The 17662-nt window shown below is 63.7% G+C and carries 14 protein-coding genes; 6 read left to right on the top strand and 8 right to left on the bottom strand.

Annotation, left to right across the window (positions count from 1 at the left end; all coding sequences use genetic code 11):
• Window positions 1-21: 21 nt before the first annotated feature.
• Both HY57_RS01115 and HY57_RS01120 read right to left on the bottom strand, forming a co-directional pair.
• Window positions 22-627 (bottom strand): M17 family peptidase N-terminal domain-containing protein, encoded by a 606-nt coding sequence (locus HY57_RS01115; RefSeq protein ID WP_157786198.1) that lies wholly within the window; start codon window positions 625-627, stop codon window positions 22-24.
• Window positions 628-641: 14 nt separating this feature from the next.
• On the bottom strand, window positions 642-1265 hold the full coding sequence (locus HY57_RS01120; RefSeq protein ID WP_026034132.1) for a hydrolase: 624 nt from the start codon (window positions 1263-1265) through the stop codon (window positions 642-644).
• Between the two features lie 460 nt (window positions 1266-1725).
• Here HY57_RS01120 and HY57_RS01125 point away from each other — a divergent pair, with 460 nt between their 5' ends.
• The 4 genes from HY57_RS01125 (at window position 1726) to HY57_RS01140 (ending at window position 7200) form a co-directional block, all read left to right on the top strand.
• Complete coding sequence (locus HY57_RS01125) at window positions 1726-2190, top strand: hypothetical protein (RefSeq protein WP_144240731.1); 465 nt, start codon at window positions 1726-1728, stop codon at window positions 2188-2190.
• A 532-nt stretch (window positions 2191-2722) separates the two neighbouring features.
• Window positions 2723-4915, top strand: a complete 2193-nt coding sequence (locus tag HY57_RS01130; RefSeq protein ID WP_019466446.1) for a toll/interleukin-1 receptor domain-containing protein — start codon at window positions 2723-2725, stop codon at window positions 4913-4915.
• Window positions 4916-4991: 76 nt separating this feature from the next.
• A complete protein-coding gene (locus HY57_RS01135) occupies window positions 4992-5366 on the top strand; it encodes a hypothetical protein (protein ID WP_019466445.1) in 375 nt (124 codons plus the stop codon).
• Between the two features lie 19 nt (window positions 5367-5385).
• Window positions 5386-7200 carry a DUF4231 domain-containing protein gene (locus HY57_RS01140; RefSeq protein ID WP_019466444.1) on the top strand — a complete coding sequence of 605 codons (1815 nt, stop codon included), beginning with the start codon at window positions 5386-5388 and terminating at the stop codon, window positions 7198-7200.
• 227 nt (window positions 7201-7427) lie between these two features.
• Here the strand turns inward: HY57_RS01140 and HY57_RS01145 are convergent, their stop codons facing one another.
• The 4 genes from HY57_RS01145 to HY57_RS01160 all read right to left on the bottom strand — a co-directional run bounded on the left by HY57_RS01145 (window position 7428) and on the right by HY57_RS01160 (window position 11041).
• On the bottom strand, window positions 7428-8735 hold the full coding sequence (locus tag HY57_RS01145; RefSeq protein WP_019466443.1) for an SEL1-like repeat protein: 1308 nt from the start codon (window positions 8733-8735) through the stop codon (window positions 7428-7430).
• A gap of 367 nt (window positions 8736-9102) precedes the next feature.
• Window positions 9103-9546, bottom strand: a complete 444-nt coding sequence (locus HY57_RS01150) for a tetratricopeptide repeat protein (RefSeq protein WP_019466442.1) — start codon at window positions 9544-9546, stop codon at window positions 9103-9105.
• A 71-nt stretch (window positions 9547-9617) separates the two neighbouring features.
• Window positions 9618-9995: a hypothetical protein gene (locus HY57_RS01155; RefSeq protein ID WP_144240732.1), complete on the bottom strand. Its 378-nt coding sequence runs from the start codon at window positions 9993-9995 to the stop codon at window positions 9618-9620.
• A 128-nt stretch (window positions 9996-10123) separates the two neighbouring features.
• Entirely contained in the window at window positions 10124-11041 is a 918-nt protein-coding gene (locus HY57_RS01160) for a LysR family transcriptional regulator (protein ID WP_026034130.1), read from the bottom strand.
• Window positions 11042-11149: 108 nt separating this feature from the next.
• On the opposite strand from HY57_RS01160, the gene HY57_RS01165 reads away from it, so the two are divergent.
• On the top strand, window positions 11150-11899 hold the full coding sequence (locus HY57_RS01165; protein ID WP_019466439.1) for an SDR family oxidoreductase: 750 nt from the start codon (window positions 11150-11152) through the stop codon (window positions 11897-11899).
• A gap of 116 nt (window positions 11900-12015) precedes the next feature.
• Window positions 12016-12762 (top strand): 2OG-Fe dioxygenase family protein, encoded by a 747-nt coding sequence (locus HY57_RS01170; protein ID WP_026034129.1) that lies wholly within the window; start codon window positions 12016-12018, stop codon window positions 12760-12762.
• 63 nt (window positions 12763-12825) lie between these two features.
• On the opposite strand, the gene HY57_RS01175 is transcribed toward HY57_RS01170, so the two are convergent.
• Complete coding sequence (locus HY57_RS01175) at window positions 12826-15735, bottom strand: TonB-dependent receptor domain-containing protein (RefSeq protein ID WP_019466437.1); 2910 nt, start codon at window positions 15733-15735, stop codon at window positions 12826-12828.
• Window positions 15736-16002: 267 nt separating this feature from the next.
• Window positions 16003-17589 (bottom strand): alpha-L-fucosidase, encoded by a 1587-nt coding sequence (locus HY57_RS01180; protein ID WP_019466436.1) that lies wholly within the window; start codon window positions 17587-17589, stop codon window positions 16003-16005.
• Window positions 17590-17662: the final 73 nt, after the last annotated feature.

A 17662-nucleotide genomic window follows, 5' to 3' on the forward strand; every position in this document is an offset into this window, starting at 1 on the left:
ACTGTCACCGCGTGGCACGGATCAACCGGCCTTCAGTTGCGCCAGGGTGGCCTGAAACGCCTCGGCTGCCGCCGCGTAACCGGCGGCACCCACATCGAATACCCAGCGACGCAACGATGGCGTCGGCACCAGGCCATACGTTGCCATGCTTGCCTGCGCATCGATGGCACGGGTAACCGCCTTCATCATTTCCGGGCCCGCGCCCGCCGTTTCCCCCGGCGCCAGACCCGCATCGAGCAGGCTGGGCGCAAACGCGGCGCTGGCAACGCCAAGCTGCATGGCCGCCCGGACGGCCGTGGCAACCGCCCCGGCCGTCACGGCAGGCAGCCACGCGGATGGCTCACCCATGCCGATCACCATGACGGCGCGGGCGGCAATGCTCGCTGGCGGTTGGCTGATGAGCAGCGTCTCCATGGAGGTGCCTTGAAATACGCCCTCGTCGCGTGCACGCAACAGCATGCCCGATAGCGCATGGTCCAAATGAGCCAGGCCACCGCGCGGCCCACCATCCCGCTCGCGGGTGAACATGCACGCAAAGGAAAGATCGACCTCCGCCGCCACGCCATCCCAGGCGGCGATGTCGAGGGATACTCCCCGCCAGGAACCCAGCGTCTGCTGTTCGGGCACGCGTCCTCCGGAAATCATCCGGGCTTGATCATGTCGCGCGCATAGGCCAGCCCGATGCCGTAGCCACCGGCGAATGCTTCAACAATCGCCCGGGCGCCATCGTAGGTGTCATGCCGCGTCCAGTCACGCTGCAGTTCGAGCAGCACCTGTATCCAGCTCGTCATGCGAACGCCCGCCGCCTGCATCCGAAGCAAGGCGAGCTGGTGACTTTGCGGGGTGAGCCCGCCGCAGGCATCGCCCACCACGTAGACCTCGTAACCGTCGTTTGCCGCGGACAGGGCAAGGAAGCTCACGCAGGCTTCCGTCAGCATGCCGGAAACCAGCAGTTTCCTGCGGTCGGTGCGGATGATCGCCTCCCGCACGGTGTCATCCTCCCACGCATTCATGTTGCGCCGGTCGATGGCGCTCACCTCGGGAATGGCGCGCTGTAGCGCCGGCATCATCGGTCCGCTGTAAACCTTGGTGGCCGAGGTGGAGGCCACGATGGGCAGCGCAAACACCTTGGCCGTCTTCGCCAGCGCAATCGAGTTGTTGAGCAGCACCTGGCGATCTTCCGAGCCGACGCCAAAGGCAAGGCCGGCCTGTTGATCGACGAAGACCAAGGCACAGTGGGGAGGATCAAGAAGCGGGAGATTCATGGGGGATGCTCCGTTGAAGGAAATGCGTTGCCTACTCGCCAGAAAACAGATGTATCCCTGTGCCGAAGGTCCGGTTGGGATGCTCCCGCCGAACAGTCGGCGAGGAGAGTCCGGCTGCCAGCCACGGCTTCAGAACGGCCGCGGCCACGCCTGACGCGTCCGGGTCCGTACCTTTACGCCCTATCCCGCGATGAAGATGCATACGCTGGCGCAGCGCTTTGGGCGTGGCGGGTCGCTCGCCAGCTGAATCGCCCCGGGGCCCGCTTATATACATGCGTTACATCCCTCTGCCATTTCGTTATTTCCAAAACGGAAACAGCGGGCGAATACTCGCCGCTGGAGGTCTGAAAAGCAGATCCCAAGGCGCGTCATCCCGGGCGCCGGGCACGACACGCCGGCCCCTGGATTCGGCGAATGATGACGCTTCGACGTCTGGGCCACGGCACGACACACAGGCTTGATGATGGACGAACCTTCGACATACCGGTGGCCCAGGGGCACACCGCTTTTCTGCCTCATTGGCCTCTACGCGCTAGGCTTCCTGTTGGCAGCGCAGGCAAGTCTCACGCAGCTGTTCATCGGAAAGGTGTTCGTTGCGGTGTACTTCCTCGCCGCCACCCTGTTCTGCCTATACCTCTATAGCTTTCGCGTCATTCTTGACGCGACATCCCTACGGGCGGGCGCCTTCTTCTTCAAGAAGATCGAGTTCGCCGAGGTGGTCCAGGCAACGTATCTCCGTGGCAATGACCATGGGCAGATCATCCTCCGTGCCAGCAACGGAACGCGGATCCGCATTGGGGAGACCCTCGAGGACTTCGGGGCTTGCGTCAGAGCCATAAACTCAGGACTACCCAGGCACCTCGCGATCTCCCGCGTCGAACGGGCCGAACCGACAGACGTACTGAGCGGTAGCGACCTGATTTGAACCAAACGGGGGGACCTGATGATTCGCCCGGGCCGGGGCTAACCCGACATCGCTGTCGTTCTCCGCATAGACCCACAACATAGGCGTTGATGCGGAACTGGCAAAGAGGCGCACAGCGTCCACGAGCTGGTCAGCGTCGCGATTGAACTAGGCTGGAAGCATCGGACCCAGCATCTTCCCCCCGCGCTATCTCGATAACGCGCGGCCGGATCCGGACCATGATCCCTGCCGTCACAACTTCTTCATGCGTCATGAGCCCGTTTCCCAGCACCCCTATCGAGCTTGCCGGGGCTTAGCGGCTAGGCGGATCGCTATAGCTGGCCATGCCCAGCGGTACAACGATAGTCATAGGTGATGGCTGCAAGACATTTATCCTTCCAGACGGCTCACGGAAGCTAACCGCCGTGCTAGTCTCCCGGCGAGGGAAGCCAGCCGTTTTTTGGTGCCCAGGCTGGCGCTGCCTGACGACCGCCCATGAGTGAGGATTTCCCGGCAAGGGACTGCGCTGCCTGTTGCAGGAGTGCGGCTCGTCATGGCGCAGGATCCCGTTGTGCCGGAATGCCGGTATCGCGCATTCATCAGTTACAGCCACCAGGACAAAGCCTGGGCCGACTGGCTGCACAAGGCCTTGGAGAACTATCGGGTTCCCCGACGCCTGGTGGGGAAAACCACGACAGCAGGCGTCGTGCCACGGCGTCTGGTTCCGATCTTCCGTGACCGCGATGAACTGGCAAGCGCCACCGACCTTGGCCGCAAGGTCAACGAGGCCCTGGCGGTATCCGCCAACCTCGTCGTGATCTGTTCGCCCGCGTCAGCCAGGTCGCGCTGGGTCAATGAAGAAGTCATGGCTTTCAAGCGGCTTGGGCGAAGCGATCGTGTTTTCTGCCTGATCGTAGGCGGCGAACCGAACGCCACCGACCTCCCCGGTCGCGAGGATGAGGAATGCTTCGCGCACGCTCTCCGCTACCTATGGGGCGACAACGGCACGCTGAGCGACGTGCCTGCCGAGCCGATCGCCGCCGATGCACGCCCGGGGAAGGACGGCCGGATCAACGCCAAGCTCAAGCTGATCGCCGGCCTGCTGGATATTGGCTTCGACCAGCTCAAGCAGCGCGAGCAGCAGCGCCACCAGCGTCGCCTCGCCGCCATCGCGGCGACGGCGATGGTGATTACCGTGATGACATCCACCCTGGCCGTGGTGGCCATGCACGCACGCCGCGTGGCCGAGCGCGAGCGCAACCAGGCGGAAGGCCTGGTCAGCTTCATGCTCGGCGACCTCAACGAAAAACTCGGGCAGGTACAGCGCCTGGACATCATGGAGGCGGTGGACGACCGCGCGATGTCCTATTTCCAGTCCCTGCCCAGCACCGACGTCACCGATACGTCGCTTGAGCAACGCGCGAAGGCGCTGGAGAAGATCGGCGGCGTGCGCTTCGACCAGGGCCACCTGGATGCGGCACTACTTTCTTACCAGGCGGCCGCGCGCATCGCCGGGCCCCTGGCCAGCCGCGCACCGGCCAATATCCCGCGCCAGATCGCCTATTCGCGCGTGATCACCTTCATCGGCATGACTGAGTGGATGCAGGGAGACCTTGATACGGCGGGCAAAAGCTTCGCCACCGCGCAGGATGTATTGCGCCGCACACCACTGCCCCTGTCCGGCAACAAGGCGCTGATCCAGCAATGGGCCACCCTGGATACCGACCTCGGCCATGTGCTCGAAGCACGTGGCAAGCTCGACGAGGCCGTCGAGCAATACCAGAACATGCTGGTGCATTGCCGGCAACTGGTCGAGGGTGCCGATAGCAAGACAGAGTGGCAGGAACTTCTCGGGGAAGCGCACAACAACCTTGGCAAGATGGCCCTGATGCGCGGCGATCTCCCCACGGCCATCGCGGAGTACCGCGCCGACGACGCCATCGAAACCGCGATGAGCGAGCGCGACCCGAGGAATCATGACCAGCGGGAGAACATGGTGCGCGTACGCGCCATCCTCGGCCGCACCCTTGCCCTTGGCGGAGCCGTAGACCTGGGTGCGAAAAACCTTCAGCAGGCGATCGACGGCGCGGTGCAGCTGAGCGAGTTCGAGCCCAAAGCCACCAGCTTCCGCGCGAAGATCGCACTGTATTCCACGCAACTGGCCAGGCTACGGCGACTGTCGGGTGACTTGGAGCAGGCGCAGCGCCTCAACGACAAGGCGCGGGAGATCTTTGGCGACATGACGCGCCAGGATCCGAGCAATGCGGAGTGGCAGCAGGACTATGCCGAGGCCAGGCTTGAACAGGTCGAGTTGCTGTTGGCTGCCGGCCAACAAGGCCAAGCCCAAAACGAGGCAACGCAAGCCCTCTCGGTACTCACCCCCATGCAGGCCAGGAAGCCCGACGAACGCAGCTTGCTGTTGGACACCGCCCGTGCCCGCCTGCTGCTGGCCGCCGCCTCGCCCGGCTCTGCGGCCTCACACCAGTCGCGCGAAGCGGCGCTGAAGGATCTGTCGTCGGCCATCAGCGCCAACAACGATCCGCGCCTGCTGGCGCTGCACGTGGAAGCCCTGCTCAGCCTCGATCGGCGGGCCGATGCCGACCCCATCGTCCGGCAGTTGTGGGCATCCGGCTATCGCGACCTGGAACTGCTCGCTGCGCTCAAGCGCAACGACATCGACTACCCCTCCCATGCCGCATCCGAGCAACGCCTGCATGCCGCCGTTGGCGCTATGGACCCCCGATAGCGCCTGTTTCAAACGAACAAAACGCTGATCTATCCGGGAGAGATAGCTAACCCGCTCAATCAAAGAGGATCCAGTCATGCCGAACAACCTCAAGGTCAGTCTCGACGAAACCACGAACCCATGGGTCGTGAAGATCGATGAAAAAGGCAATGCGAACGAGGTCGCCAGAAACCCCGAGCAACAAACCATCACCTGGCAGCTCGACGGCAATGCCGCGACCGGCGACATCATCGATTTCAACTGGGTCGGCACCCAGCCGAAAGCCGACATCTTCGGCCAACCGAAGTACAACAACAACGACCACAACATGACGCTGACCGACCTGAACAATAGCGCTGCCACCACCGGCGACTGGATCTACAAGCTCACCATCGAGGTCGACAACAACCAGTATTCCACCAACGCGAGCATCACTGGCACCACGGATAACCCCACGATCAAGAACAACTGACCGGCACGAGTCTTTGACCATGCATCGCAGGGAAAGCCCGCAACCGTCCGCGCAGGGGGTCCATGGCGACCTCCTCGCGGCCTATGGCGCACGCCGTGTCGACGACGATCGCGTTGAACTCCCCACCCGCTCGGCGCCCACCACGACACCACTGGTGATTGGTGTGACCAGTCACCGCAATATCCCCGCCGCGGAGATCGAGCCGATCCGGCACCGCCTTGCCGAACTCTTCGCCATGCTGCAACGCGAATTTCCACAACTTCCGCTGTGCGCGCTTTCGGCCCTTGCGGAAGGCGGTGACCAGCTGTTCGCGCAGGAGGCCTTGCGTGCCGGTGCGGAGCTGGTTGCACCACTGCCCATGCCGGCGGAACTCTATCTCGATGACTTTGCGACACCGAGGGCCCGCGCGCGCTTCGAATCGCTGTGCGCCCAGGCACGCGTGCTTGAATTGCCGCTACCCAGAGGACAGCCGCACCACGTCGTCGAAGCACCCAGCGCAGCGCGCGACAAGCAGTACGCAAAGGCCGGCGTATTCATCGCCAGCCATTGCCACATCCTGCTCGCCATTTGGGACGGCAAGGATTCCGGGCGCCTTGGCGGCACCGCACAAATCGTCAACTACCATCTGAGCGGTGCGTTGCCGGGCCTGGTGGAGCGCCACCGTGAAGCACGCCACGTGCTCGGTGGCGGTGACGAGCGGCTGCTCTATCACATCGTGTGCTCGCGCGAGGGCGGTCACGGCGAAGTCGCGCCCGGGCTGAAACCTTTGCAGCAGTACTGGCGCAGCGGCGACATCACCACGACCGACACCATGCCGCCACCCGAGTTTCGCCAAATGTTCGCGAACATGGCGGAGTACAACGCCGACTGGAGCAAATACCGGCAGGACATCGAGCTGACCGCAAGCCAGCAGGCCAGCCGTGTCATCAACGACCGGACCACCGTCGGCCGCACGTTCCATGCGGCCGACTGGCTTGCGATCCATTTCCAGAAACGCGTGCTGCTCGCCCTGCGGCTCACCTACGTGCTGGCCGCGTTGATGGGTATCGCCTTTGCTTTCTATGCCCATCTGTCCGAACAGGACTTCCTCATCTACACGTTTCTGCTGCTGTTTGGCATCGGCGCGCTGATCGCCCTGCTGGCACGGAACCGTGGCTGGCATCGCAAATACCTGGACTACCGCGCGCTCGCGGAGGGGCTGCGCGTGCAGGCCTATTGGCGGCATGCCGGCATCTCGGCGAGCACCGACCATGAATTCGCCCACGACAATTTCCTGCAGAAGCAGAACATCGAGCTGGGCTGGATCCGCCACGTCATGCGCGCGGTTGGCGTCGAGCCGTCACCCGGCATCGACGCGCACACCGCGGAAGCACTGGCCGAGGTGACGCAGGAGTGGGTCGGCGAGTCCGGCCGAAGCGGCCAACTGCACTACTTCGAGCGCAAGACCATCGAGCGCGCCGGCTTGCACCACGTGACCGAAGCCGTTGGCATGATCAGCCTGTGGGGCGGCATTTCCATCAGCGTCTTCCTGGCGATCTTCGCCTTCAAACTGCCCGAGCAGATCAAGACCACACTGGTGCTGATCATGGCGGTGCTATCCATCGTTGCCGCAGTCCGCGAAGCCTACGCGTATCGCAAGGCCGACAAGGAGCTGATCCGCCAGTACCGTTTCATGCAACGGATATTCAGCGGTGCCCGCGCCGCCCTGGACCGCACCGGGGACCCGGCCAAGCAACGCGAGATCCTGCTGGCGCTTGGCGATGCCGCGCTAACCGAGCACGCGGAATGGACGCTGATGCATCGCGAGCGCGATGTGGAGCACAGCAAATTCTGACCGCGCGGAACGCATCATCAGTGAAGCCGCTGTTTTCGTGGCCACAGAGTCTTCCATCACGAGGACCATGCTGGACATGATCCAAGCCCGTTATCACCTCACCGCATTAGTTCCGCTTTGGGTCGAAGGTGCCCGCGATCAACGGCAAATAAAAAAGCATTTCCTCTCCAGCGTTGAACAAAGGTGCCATGCCGACGGGAGATGACGTCAGGCTCGCTGGCGGAAGACTAAAGAAGTGAACCCGAGCCTGTTCTCGACCTCGTTCTTGCAACATAGTCATCCAGTGCCTGATCCAAGCCTTTGGTCGCTATATTCTGGCTCAACAGGCGTGCGGCAGAGAGCTGACTGAGGTTCAACATCCTGGCGATATCGGCACGCCGCCAGGCTGCTTTGGCTTCCACCTCTTTGTCGAGCTGGCAGGCGATGTCAGCAAGGGCATAAGCAACGACATCGTCGGATGGCACCCCTCCACCGTCGTGGTACATGACGGCGAGATTGAACAGCGCAGCGGCATTCCCTTGTCCTCCCGACCGCCTAAACAATCTTGAGGCGAGGATGTCGTCCTTGGGCACGCCTTCGCCATTGCCGTACATCCTGCCAAGGCTGTTGAGCGCGCTGTCATCCTCCTGGGCCGCTGCCCTGCTGTAGAGCTCTTTTGCCTCAGCGTAGTCGCGTGGCACGCCGTTGCCGTCATGATACATATCACCGAGGCCAGCCTCTGCCCTTGGGTCGTTCTGTGCGACGGCCAGACGATACCACTGAAGGGCCTCAGCAAAATCCTGTGAAACGCCATCGCCAATCGCATAGACGCGACCGAGATCCCGCTGCGCCAGGACATTTCCTTTCAAGGCCGACTGCTTGCGCAAATGCAAGCCACGTTCGATGTCGCGCGGCACACCATCGCCAATCTCGTACATCACGCCTAGGTTATTGAGCGCCATGTCATCGCCTTGCGCTGCGGCTTCTTCATACCAGTGTGCCGCTTGTGCCTTGTCCTTTCGCACACCTCTTCCTTGGTCATACATGAGTCCAAGGTTGTACTCGGCCATCTCGTAACCTTGTTTGGCCGAACGCAAGTACAGTTCCGCCGCTTTCGCCTGATCCTCCGGCACGGCCTTGCCATGCTCATACATGCGACCGAGGTTGTACTCCGCCTTGGCATTGCCCAAGTCTGATGCCCGTTGATAGAGCGCTACGGCGCGGGAAAGGTCGCGTGAAATACCGCGCCCGGCTTCCAACTGGGTGGCAAGGCTGTTGATGCCATCCGCGTAACCCTGTGCCGCAGATTGTTCAAACAGTTTTACTGCCAGCCCATCATTGACTTCGACGCCCTGCCCGTGGACATACATTCGTCCCAGCCGCTGCTGCGCCTCGGCGTTGCCTTTCTCGGCCAGTGGCTCAAAGACCGACCTGGCTGTGGCGAAATCGCCCGCTTCGAGCGCTTGCCTACCCTGCTTGAGCTGACTGGACGTCGAGCAAGAGGCAAGCAACACTACGGCAGCAACTGTCGAGAGACGGTGCCCAAACCCTTCCATATTTCCCCCTTAGGCCATTTCAGCCAAACAAGTACAGCCCTGCACTAGATGACGCTCTGCGAATGGTCGGCAATGTAGACGACGTCGCAACTTGGCGGCGCGCCATCGCCCGGTCTGATGCCCAGGTCTAGCTGGCCCTGATCCCCATCACTCAGAGCTACCACAGTACCCTTGATGGCGACGTATCCCTTGATAGCGACAAAGGTTCCGAATGCAGTTGCTATCGAACAATCCCGCGTCTCTAAATCCGACGAGCCCACCAGGGTGTTACCGCTATAGACCTGACATCGCTCATCGTCAGGTTCTTGCTGCTCATTGACTAATGTCCACGTCGGGTCGCAAGCGGATAGTTTCCGCGTTGCTCCCGCTACCAAATACCGGACGCGGGCGGCTCGATCGTTGACTGCAGGAAGGTAAAGTACTTGGGATCGTCCCGTTCAAAAATTTCCTTTCCCTCAAGCGCGTAGGCGCGCGTCAGGTTCTCCACCGCATCATCGACGTTGCCCAGTTCAAGCTCACATTGACCGAGTCGCAAATGAATGAATGGGTTGCCAAATCCGTTCGGGCAATGAAGCGCATACCCGAATGTGTTCCTGCCGGTTATGAACTTACCAGCGAGGAACGCGGCGTCACCCATGGCGACCAGGAGCCACGTACTTGCGTCCCATGAGGTCTTCGGCTCTGGGATCAGCTGCCAGGCGTCGCTGTAAGTTTTGAAGGCATCCTCAAACTGGCTGAGGCCGGCAAGTCTGTCCCCCTCTGATGAGAGGTCCTCGATCTTTTGGTGTACATCCGCTGCAACCTCTTCCACATCCCCCCCTTGCGATATCCAGCGTATCCAGGTGCTCGTGGTCGATGTCGGCTTTGGGCAGAAAGTAGCCCCTATTCCCGCGCCAGGAGAAACCTGCTGATTCTGCGGCGTAGTTCCAGGTCGTTTATCTGCCGGGCTTCTTCGTCCGCCGCGATGGCGTATTCGCGCGCCCGTTCGGCGTCTCCCAGGGTCCTGTGGCGCTGGGCCAGCGCGAACCGGATCGAGACGCGATAGTCGCGCATGTCCGCATCCGAGGCGCCGGCCAGGGCCCTCAGGTACAGGGGAATGGCGGCGCTGTCGTCGATGGTGAAGTCCGCCAGAGTTTCCCAGAGGAAGGGATGGTCGTAGCCGGCAAGGCTTTGCGCTTCGCAATAGTCCTTCAGCGCGTTGTAGTCCGCCCGGTAGGTGTCGGGCTGTTCTTCACGCGCCATCCGGGATGCGAATGCCATGACCTGATCCCAGACCTCTGACCTGATTTCCATCGACTTCCATCCTCGATCTGACTGTGACCCGGCCGCCAGGATTTGGCGCGGGTGGCTAGCGACGCCGTGCCCATCGTACGCGGAGGGCAACGAACTCAGCGCCACGCATCCACCCCTTGCAGCAACTTTTTGGCCAGCCTCGGTTGGCGCAGCTGGTCGAGCCACCAGTCCAGCGCGCGGCCGCGATGGTCACCGCGCCAGCCCACGAAGAGGCGGTTGGGGTCGCGCGGTGCCGCCATGGTTTTCTCCACCAACTCACCGCGCTTGAGCAGGGACTGCACGCGCTGGCGCGGTACCCAGCCGATGCCCAGGCCGTCACGCTGGGCGAGGATCTTCGCATGCATGCTCGGCACCGCCAGCGTGGCCTGCCCACCGACCACGCCGAAACTGTGGCTGCCCAGGCCGCGCGCCGTATCGGCCACGACCACGGCGCGATAGGGCAGCAGTTGCTGCTGCTCCAGCGGGCCGGCGACCTTGGCCAGCGGATGGCGGGCCGCCACCGCGAACACCCACTCCATCACGCCCAGTTCTTCCCAGCGCAGGTCGGGGATGGACGGCGGCGCGTTGGTGGCGCCGATGACCAGGTCCGCGCGACCATCGCGCAGGGCTTCCCAGGTGCCGTTGAGCACTTCATGCGTGAAGCGCAGCGGCACCTCGGAGCGCAGCGCGTCGAACGCGCGGATCACCGGCACCAGGGTTTCGAATTCGAGGATTTCGTCGGTGACGATCCACAGGCGGTCTTCCCACCCGCCAGCCACCTGCCTGACCCGGCGGGTGAGCCGCGAGACGTCCTGCGCGAGCCGCGCGGATTCTTCCGCCAGCAGTTTCCCGGCCGGCGTCAGTTGCATGCGGTAGCGGCGGCGATCGAACAGCAGCGCGTCGAAGCGCGCCTCCAGCTGGCGCGCGGCATGCGACACGGTGGAAGGGGCCTTGCCCAGCAGCATGGCCGCCCGCGATAGGCTACCGCTGCTATGGATGGCTTGCAGAAGGTCCAGTTCGTCGTCTGACAACATGTTCGATACCTTCGAACGTGTGCACCGATTCCATGGTACGGCAAAGCGGCCGGCAACGCGCAGCATAGGCATCGTTCCTTCTTTCCTACCCCTTATCGGAGAACGCACATGACTCGCTTTGCAGACAAGACCGTACTCGTTACCGGCGGCAGCAGTGGCATTGGCCTGGCCGCTGCCAAGGCCTACGCCGCCGAAGGTGCGCGCGTGGTGATCACCGGGCGCGACGCCGCTGCCCTGGCGCAGGCCGCCGCGGCCATCGGGCCCCAGACCATCGCGCTGAGCAACGATGCCGGTTCGCTTCCGGCCGCCAGGACTCTCGCCGGCGAGCTCACCCAGCGCGGGCTGCGGCTGGACGCGGTGTTCATCAATGCCGGCATCGCCAAGTTCGCCGACCTCAAGAACGCCGACGAGGCGCTGTGGAACCAGATCTTCGACACCAACGTGAAGGGTCCCTACTTCCAGCTGCAGGCGCTGCTGCCGCTGCTGAACAAGGGGGCGGCCGTTGTGATCAACGGTTCGATCAACGCGCACATCGGCATGCCGAACACCTCGATCTACGGTGCGAGCAAGGCGGCCCTGGTGAGCCTGGCACGCACGCTGTCGGCGGAACTGCTGCCGCGTGGGGTGCGGTTGAACGTGGTGAGCCCCGGCCCGGTCAGCACGCCCATCTACGGCAAGCTGGGTGTGGATGCCTCCGCGCTGGATGCGGTGGCCGCGCAGATCCAGGCGCAGATTCCGCTGGGCCGCTTCGGCACGCCGGAAGAGATCGCCGCCACCGTGCTGCACCTCACCGCGGCCGAGTCGGCCTACATCGTCGGCACGGAAATCGTGGTGGATGGCGGCATGAGCCAGTTGTAAATCCACTGGGCGGGGTGCCACGACACGTGGCGCCCCACCTTGCCGGCGACACCTGGGCGCAAGGCGGGAAGCGCAACGTGCGGCGACAAACGCCGCAAGCGCCTAAAATGAACCGCATGCACACTCACGCCGATTCGTTCGCTTCCACGCTGCCTGGCCAGCTGACCTCTCCCGGATTCGCCTTCGTCGAGGGCGACGCGATGAAGCCGCTGCTCACCGCCGTGGGCCAGCTCTCGGACTGGGCAGCCTTCGTCGATAGCTGGAACCAGCTGGAACCGGATCCCTACCTGGCCGCGAAGGGACGCTTCCGCCGCCGGCGCCACGCGACATTCTCCGCCACCGCCGACGGCCCCGTGTTGCCCGAGCCGCACCAGGCTCACTACCAGAGCCTGCAGTACAACGCCTTGCAGGGCGACATCCAGCGCTGGTTCGAGCCGATCACCGCGCCAGTGGCCAACGGTGCGAGCCTGCGCACCATCCTGGCGTTCTGTCACCGGCTGTTTGGCGAAGTGGCGCCAACGGCGCTGCGCTGGCATATCGAGGTGCATCAGTTTCGCATCGAGGCGACCGCTGATACCGCTGGCGAACCCACGCCGGAAGGCAGCCACCGCGATGGCGTGGACTATGTGCTCGTGCTGCTGGTGAACCGGCAGAACATCGCCAGCGGCACCACCACCATCCATACGCCCGATGGGCGCCTGCTGGGTGATTTCACCTTGACGCATCCGCTGGATGCCGCGCTGATCCACGATCCCAGCGTTTATCACGGCGTGACGCCGGTGCGGCCGCTGGAGGCGGACAAGCCCGCGTTCCGCGACGTGCTGGTGGTGACCTTCAAGGCGTCCGCCAGCCACGCGGCGTAACCGGCGGCGGATGAAACCGGATGGCATGGGCGGGCCATGGCGGCCCGCCCATGTCGTCACTCATCAATCAATCTTCCAGTCCAGCGTGAGGAAGACTTCGCGACCGGTGTAGCTGTCGCCCTGCTGCGTCGGGATGAACTCGAAGCCGCCCGAGTAGTACGGGATCGAGCCGACCTTGTCGAAGATGTTCGACACGTTGAGGCTGGCGCGCAGGCGCTCGTTGATGCGATAGCCCACCGACGTGCTCCACACGATCCACGGTGCGACGTGGCCATGGTAGATCACGCACTGCGGGTCGCCCACCGACGGCTGGATGCCGTTGGGCAGCACTTCGCAACCGCCGTAGTTGTTGGAGCGGATTTCGCCCGAGCGCTCGCCGTGCAGCGAAACGTCCCAGTCGTTCTTGTGCCAGCTCGCGGTGCCGACCACCTTGCTCGCCACGTACTGGTAGCGCGTGTTGAGCAGCGGGTCGGAACTGAGGTCACGCTCCTTGAACTGCAGGTTGTTGGTGTAGTCGATACCCAGGTTGAAGTTGCCCCAGCGCTCGCTGCCGAACTTGTAGGTGAGCGAGGCGTCCACGCCGCTGACATACAGCGAGGCCTCGTTGATCGGGCCCACCGTGATGTTGTTGATGCTGCCGTCGGCGTTGCGCACCACGTTCTTGATCGCCAGCTGGCAGTATTCCGAGCCTTGCGGATGCGCGATGTACGGCGCCCCGGTAACGGTCGTGCCAGTGAGGCAGCCGGCTTCGTCGGTGAGCAGCGTGTTGGTGTCGATCCACTTGATCGCGTTGTCGATGCCCATGTGCCAGTAGTCGGCGGACACCGCCAGGCCATCCACCCACGGGATATCCCACACGAAACCGTAGGTCCACGAGTGGCCGGTTTCCGGCAGCAGGTTGCGGCTGCCGCCCGAGTACTGGGTGAAGTAGGTCGCGTGCTGGGTCGGCTGGCAGGCGCGGTCACCGGTCTGGATGCACTTGAGCGGGTCGGCGTAGTCGCCCACCGTGCTCACCGAGTCGGCGAGGTAGATCGCCTGCATGTCCGGCGCGTGGAAGTTGGTGCCGTAGGTGCCGCGCAGCAGCAGGCTTTCCAGCGGCCGGTATTCCAGGCTGGTGCCCCAGGTCTTGGCGGTGTTGGCGATGCTGGCGTCGTTGTAGCTGTCGATGCGGCCGGAGATGGTCCAGGTCAGCGTGGAAGCCAGCGGCACGCGGAACTCGGTGGCGCCGGAGAAGCGCGTGCGGGTGCCGCCACCGGTGATCAGGTTCTGGAACGGGTCGCCGAAGGTGGTGGTGTTGCCACGGCGGTCAGGCGCCAGGCGGAAGCCCTGGTGGTTGCCTTCCACCACGCCGGCAAAACCGACCGGGCCGGCCCAGGTGTCGAACAGGTTGCCGTTGAGGTTGAAGGTGGCCTGGTCCATCCAGGTGTAGGCGCTGTTGGTGCCGCCCACCGCAAAGCTCTTGTAGTCCGAGGTGGAGATCGGGTTCCAGAAGCGGTTGCTGTTCAACGCATAGGTCGGGTAATCCGTGCCGCCGACGTTGGTGGTACCCAGCTGCGGCCCGAAGAAGTAATCGAACATGCCCTGTTCGTTCAGGCCGGTGTAGTTCTCGTGCACGATGTACTTGCTGGTGCCGACGTTGAAGTCCCAGTCGAAGCGGTCATCGAAAACGGTACCCTTCAGGCCCGCATGAATGTCCCAGTTCTTCTCGTAGTCGTGCGTGTTGCCGTAGCCGCCCATTTCCTGCGACGTGAGCTGGCGCGTGTAGTTGCTGATGACCTGGCCGCTGGTCTGGTCATAGAAGTTGTTGGGCAGGCCGCCCATCGGGTACAGCACCGGCAGCTGGGTGTTGGTGGTGCCCGTGCTGTCCTTGAAGGTCACCGAGCCATAGGCCGACAGCGACGACGAGAAGTCGTACTGGCCCGCCACGTAGAAGCTGTCGCTGCGCAGGCCGGGCGTCAGCACCCAGTTGGCGAACACGGCACGCTGCGTGCAGGACACGCCCGCGTCGCTGATGCTGGTCGGGTCGACCACGTTGCCGATGGTGCCGATGGTCTTGTGGTCGTACGCCGAGAAGTTGTTGCCGAACTGGCCACAGGCACCGGCCGGCGGCGCGATGTAGTTGCCCGCCGCGTTCTGGAGGGCAATGCCGTTGGAGGTGGGGAAGCCGAACATGCGTGCGCTCGGGTTCCAGGTGCCGTAGCCGGCGTCGCTCTCGGCGTCGGTGTAGCTGCGGTCGCGGCCCCACAGCGGCGAGCGGTTGGTGTGCTCGTAGTTGTAGATCACGTGCCAGTTGTCGCCGGAACGGCCGCCGGTGAAGTTCAGGTCGCCGTAGTTGCGGCCGCCACGGGTGGCGCCGCCGCCGGTGAGCTGCAGGTCATCGCCCTGGTACTGCTTCTTGAGGATCACGTTGACCACGCCGGCCACGGCGTCCGAACCGTAGATCGAGGACGCGCCCGAGGCCAGCACTTCGACGTGGTCGATCATGCCGGTGGGGATGTTGGCGTAGTTCTGGAACGTGCTCTGGCCCGCGCTGGGCTGCGGGTAGTCGGTAATGCGGTGGCCATCGACCAGCAGCAGGCTGTGGTCCGGACCGAGGTTGCGCAGGTTGATCGGGCGCGCGTTGACGGCCGTGTTGCCCCACGTGGAGATACGGTCGGAGAACGCCGGCGTCGCTACCTGCGGCAGCGAGTTGAGGAATTCGAAGACAGTGGTGTAGCCCTGCGCCTTGATCTGCTCGGCCGTGATGATGGTGACGGGTGCCGGGCCTTCGATCTCCGAACGCGGAATGCGCGAACCGGTGACGACGATCTTGTCGAGCGTCTTCGCCTTGCTGCTCGTATCGGTCTTGTCCGCGTCGTTCTGCTGGGGCGCCTGCGCGTCGTTCTGGGTCGTCTGGGCGTAAAGCGACGGCGCAGCAAGCGCCAGCGCCAGCGAACTGGCAAGCAGTCCGCGACGCATGCGGATAGTGGTCATGGTAGTTCCCTCCCGAAGAACCTTGGGGTAGTCATGGCTGTCCGCCACGGCCCACGGGCCATGGCAGCGTTCTTTGTGGTTGTTGTAGTACTGGCGAAAGACGTCATGCCGGCGCCAGTTCCGGCTTGCTCCTTGCGACGGTTGGGACCGTTCTTTTCGCGGCGCGGGGAAACGCCGCAGGGCTATTGTCGAGGTTTGTACATAGGCCTGTCCTTGTCCTCACAGACAAGGACAGGCCGTTGCTTCATGGAATTTGTCGGCAGGCGGTCAGTGTGAAGCCAGCGCGATGCGATACGCGTACACATGCACGCCCTGCGGCTGCGCCGGCAGGTCGAGGTGCAGGCCATCGGGCTGCTGGGTGAACGGAACAGGCTTGCCGGTGGCCAGCAGGGTTACGGACGTCACTTTCATCGTCGGCCCGATCGAGTGGATCAGCGCGTGCTTCGTCGCCGGCCATGCCATTTCAATGGCGTAGAGCTGACCGTTCTTCATGGTGAAGCGGAAGTCGTCGGCGGTGTACGGCTTGGTCTTGGTGTCCTGGTTGGTACCGGCCGCCACTTCCGTCGGGCCTTCGCCGAAACGCTGCCACGGACGCGTGCCGTAGATGGCGTCGCCATTGGCGTGCATCCACTGGCCCACTGCCTGCAGGATGCCGCGCGCTTCGTCCGGAATGGTGCCGTCGGCCTTGGGTCCGATGTTCAAGAGCAGGTTGCCGTTCTTGCTGACCACGTCGGCGAGCAGCTGCACGATCTCGTCCGGCGACTTGTAAGTGTCGCCCTCGGCATAGCCCCACGAGTCGGGACTCACCGAGGTTTCGGTTTGCCACGGCTGCTCGCGGATGCCCGCGGCCTGCCCGCGCTCAATGTTGAGCGTGCCGGTGCCGGGACGCATGTCGTTGAGCTTGTAGTTCAGCACCACGCCCTGCTGCCGTGCGGCGGCCTGGTTGTAGTAGAACGCGGCGAAGTCGGCGAGCGCGCCGCGGAAGCGTGGCTGGCCGATCCACCAGTCGAAGTACATCAGGTCGGGGTGGTAGTCCTGCACGATCTCCGCCGAGCGTGCCAGCCAGTCGTTGAGGTACGCATCGGACACGAAGGTCCAGTCCACGTCCTGGCCGTCTTCGCCCTTGGCCCCTTTGTTGGGATGCGCCGGGCCATACAGCGCCGCGTAGCGCGGATCGTTGACGTCGGAATCGAACTGGCGGCCGTATTCGTAGAACCAGTCATGCTCGGCGCGGTGCGACGACAGGCCCAGCTTCATGCCCTGCGCGCGGATGGCCTTGGCCAGCTCGCCGATCACGTCGCGGTGCGGGCCCATCTTCACCGCCGTCCAGTCCGACAGTTTGGAGTCGTACATGGCGAAGCCGTCGTGATGCTCGGCCACCGGCACCACGTAGCGTGCGCCCGCTTCGCGGAACAATTTTGCCCACGCGTCCGGATCGAAATGCTCGGCCTTGAACAGCGGGATCAGATCCTTGTAACCCACCTTGGGCATGGGCCCGTAGGTGGCGATCTGGTGGCGGTAGCGGTCGGAGTTCTCGCCTTCGCGCTCGTACATGTGGCGCGGATACCACTCGCCCTTGAAGGCTGGCACCGAATACACGCCCCAGTGGATGAAGATGCCGAACTTGGCATCGCGGTACCAGTCGGGCGTGCGGTAGGCCGTCAGGCGCTGCCAGTCCGGCTGCATCGGCCCCTGCCACGCTACCTTCTCGGTCTGCGCGAGGATCTCGCTACGCGCATGGTCATAAGGCTTGTTGGCGGCCACCCATTGCTGCTCGATGGTCGCTGCATCGGGCGGCGTAAACGCCGCCTGCTCCGTGGCCGCCACCGTGCCTGCGCATGCCACGGCGGCCACGCCCAGCCATCCGGCAAGGCTTCGGAATCGGGAAGAACGACGTGCTTCGGAAAGAGCTGCCATGGGAGTACCC

This window comes from Dyella japonica A8, from assembly GCF_000725385.1.
GTDB classification, from domain to species: Bacteria; Pseudomonadota; Gammaproteobacteria; order Xanthomonadales; family Rhodanobacteraceae; genus Dyella; species Dyella japonica_C.

Excerpts from the sequence above, each read along its gene's own strand:
- HY57_RS01175 (WP_019466437.1), bottom strand. The coding sequence starts at position 15,735 with ATGACCACTATCCGCATGCGTCGCGGACTGCTTGCCAGTTCGCTGGCG.
- HY57_RS01160 (WP_026034130.1), bottom strand. The coding sequence starts at position 11,041 with ATGTTGTCAGACGACGAACTGGACCTTCTGCAAGCCATCCATAGCAGC.
- HY57_RS01130 (WP_019466446.1), top strand. The coding sequence starts at position 2,723 with ATGGCGCAGGATCCCGTTGTGCCGGAATGCCGGTATCGCGCATTCATC.
- HY57_RS01155 (WP_144240732.1), bottom strand. The coding sequence starts at position 9,995 with ATGGCATTCGCATCCCGGATGGCGCGTGAAGAACAGCCCGACACCTAC.
- HY57_RS01135 (WP_019466445.1), top strand. The coding sequence starts at position 4,992 with ATGCCGAACAACCTCAAGGTCAGTCTCGACGAAACCACGAACCCATGG.
- HY57_RS01165 (WP_019466439.1), top strand. The coding sequence starts at position 11,150 with ATGACTCGCTTTGCAGACAAGACCGTACTCGTTACCGGCGGCAGCAGT.
- HY57_RS01140 (WP_019466444.1), top strand. The coding sequence starts at position 5,386 with ATGCATCGCAGGGAAAGCCCGCAACCGTCCGCGCAGGGGGTCCATGGC.
- HY57_RS01125 (WP_144240731.1), top strand. The coding sequence starts at position 1,726 with ATGATGGACGAACCTTCGACATACCGGTGGCCCAGGGGCACACCGCTT.
- HY57_RS01120 (WP_026034132.1), bottom strand. The coding sequence starts at position 1,265 with ATGAATCTCCCGCTTCTTGATCCTCCCCACTGTGCCTTGGTCTTCGTC.
- HY57_RS01170 (WP_026034129.1), top strand. The coding sequence starts at position 12,016 with ATGCACACTCACGCCGATTCGTTCGCTTCCACGCTGCCTGGCCAGCTG.
- HY57_RS01145 (WP_019466443.1), bottom strand. The coding sequence starts at position 8,735 with ATGGAAGGGTTTGGGCACCGTCTCTCGACAGTTGCTGCCGTAGTGTTG.